Here is a 1,794-nt window from a genome sequence, read left to right as displayed (position 1 = left end):
TGTTGCCAGTCGATATCGATAATATCAGCGGTAATGGCAAGACTGGTATCTACCGCCGTATTAAGCCGCAGCAACACTCTGTTGTTACGCGGTTGCAGGCCAATGCTTTTTAACTCTTGCTGGCTGCTGCCGGCGTTGCTTAGCCGGCTGCTCTGGTTTAAGTCATCCTGAAAACAAGCTTGCTGTAACTTGCGTTGTACGGCGGCGATATCTTTTAGCAATGCCAGATTAAGCGTAAAGTGCGGCAGATTAAGACTGTTGCCCGGCACTAATTCATGTTCAATACACCAGGCCAATACGTGCTGTGCCGATTTAACACTGGTTTTTACCCGCTCGCTGCCACTGGCATTCAGGCGTTGCTGCAATTGCTGCAAGTAACGCAGTGCTTGTGCACTCAGCGGCGGGTAGCTCATTACGCTGCCTTTAACTGCAGGCTGATATCGCGAATAAGCAGTAGCTGGTTCATGCTGCTGGCCGGGGCTTCGTCGCGCAATATGGCGAACATTTGCTTTTCATCCTGCGGCAGGGCCTGGTATTCAGCGATAATTTGGTATAACCAGATTTCGCTGTCCCACTCTAACGCCTGTTGCTCCAGGTAGTTAAGCGCACTGAGTTTGCCACCCTGATCTATTACCCTTAGGTAGAAGTTTTCCACGTCGGTTTTCAGTGCCTGCTGGCGGGCGGCAATTTCTTCGTCTACCCAGACCCTGCTAAAGCTGGCGCTTTGGTTATCTTGCAGGTTAACCGGCTTTGAGCGCGGTAGCGCACGCACTAATTCGGCAAGGGTTTGCCGGTCACTGGCTTTATCAAGCGCAATAGCGGCTTGCGGTATTATGGCCGCGGCCTGGTTAAACAGGGTGGGCAATTCTGAGCGATTCGGGTAATCGGCTGGCTGATACTTTGGGTGCTGGCGTAAAAAGGCGGCCATATTGCTGATAAGCAGCGAGCGCGCCTGTTGCTGGCGAAACTTTGCCAGTAATTCAACCAGCCTTTTTTGCACTTCTAACAAACTGCTGTGGTGCGAGCTAAGCTGGTTTTGCAACTGGCTCACCAGCAGTTTACGCAAATGGTTATTGCCCTCAGATAACTCAATTAACTCGCTGAAATCAAGTAAGTCCAGGCCATCGAGCAAGCGGCGCAACTGCTTTTGCGCCCGTTCGTTTTCACGAATTTTATCATCTAAGCTGGCGACAAAACCAAAGTCGCTGTTCAGGCGGTGCCATAAACTGTCGATGGCCTCTTCAAACTGGCCGCTTAAATCATGCACATGTTCGGTTAAGCGCTGCAGTTGCAGCTCGGCCACGCTGTAATCGCCTTTATACTGGGCATCGCGATAGGCCTGCACCCGGTTGCGGATTTGCTCCAGCTTCTCCGCCACATCGGCATTGATCTGGCGCCGGTTTTCATCGGCCACCATACTGGCAATCAGCTCACTGACTAATGGCCGTAATGTCAGTGGCTGCTGCTCGTCCGGCCTCCATAAAATACGGGCGGCGATCAGTTTTTTTAACGCGGCTTCGCTAAAGGCGGTTTCATCAATAAAACCGTCCAGATAGCCCTGCATCAAAGCTTTATGGTGTTTGCCCAGCAGCGCGAGGCGCTCGCTGCCAATGCTAAACAGGTTAGAAACCGTGCCCGCTGTTGAGCCAGAGTCTAATGTTGCCATCAGAGCAGGGCCTCCTGATTCGGGGTGTCTTCAACCGGCAATTGCTCTTCATCGCGAATAAAGCGAATGACATCAATTAAATAGTCAATTTTACCGGTGACCACATAATACTGGCGATCATGATGCGG

General features: G+C 51.5%; 1 protein-coding gene and 1 pseudogene. Both read right to left on the bottom strand.

What is annotated here, in order from left to right; translation table 11 throughout:
- Positions 1 to 413: pseudogene (locus ABY802_RS16875) on the bottom strand (hypothetical protein); the annotation flags it as partial.
- Positions 413 to 1,666, bottom strand: coding sequence for a hypothetical protein (locus ABY802_RS16870; RefSeq protein WP_372628277.1), 1,254 nt, complete (start codon positions 1,664 to 1,666; stop codon positions 413 to 415). The gene ABY802_RS16870 and the pseudogene ABY802_RS16875, both read right to left, overlap by 1 nt.
- Between the last annotated feature and the right edge of the window lie 128 nt (positions 1,667 to 1,794).

This window comes from Arsukibacterium sp., assembly GCF_041616895.1.
In the GTDB taxonomy this organism is placed as follows: domain Bacteria; phylum Pseudomonadota; class Gammaproteobacteria; order Enterobacterales; family Alteromonadaceae; genus Alishewanella.
Note: the sequence above shows the minus strand (reverse complement) of the source record. Positions and strands in the feature narration are given on the sequence as shown.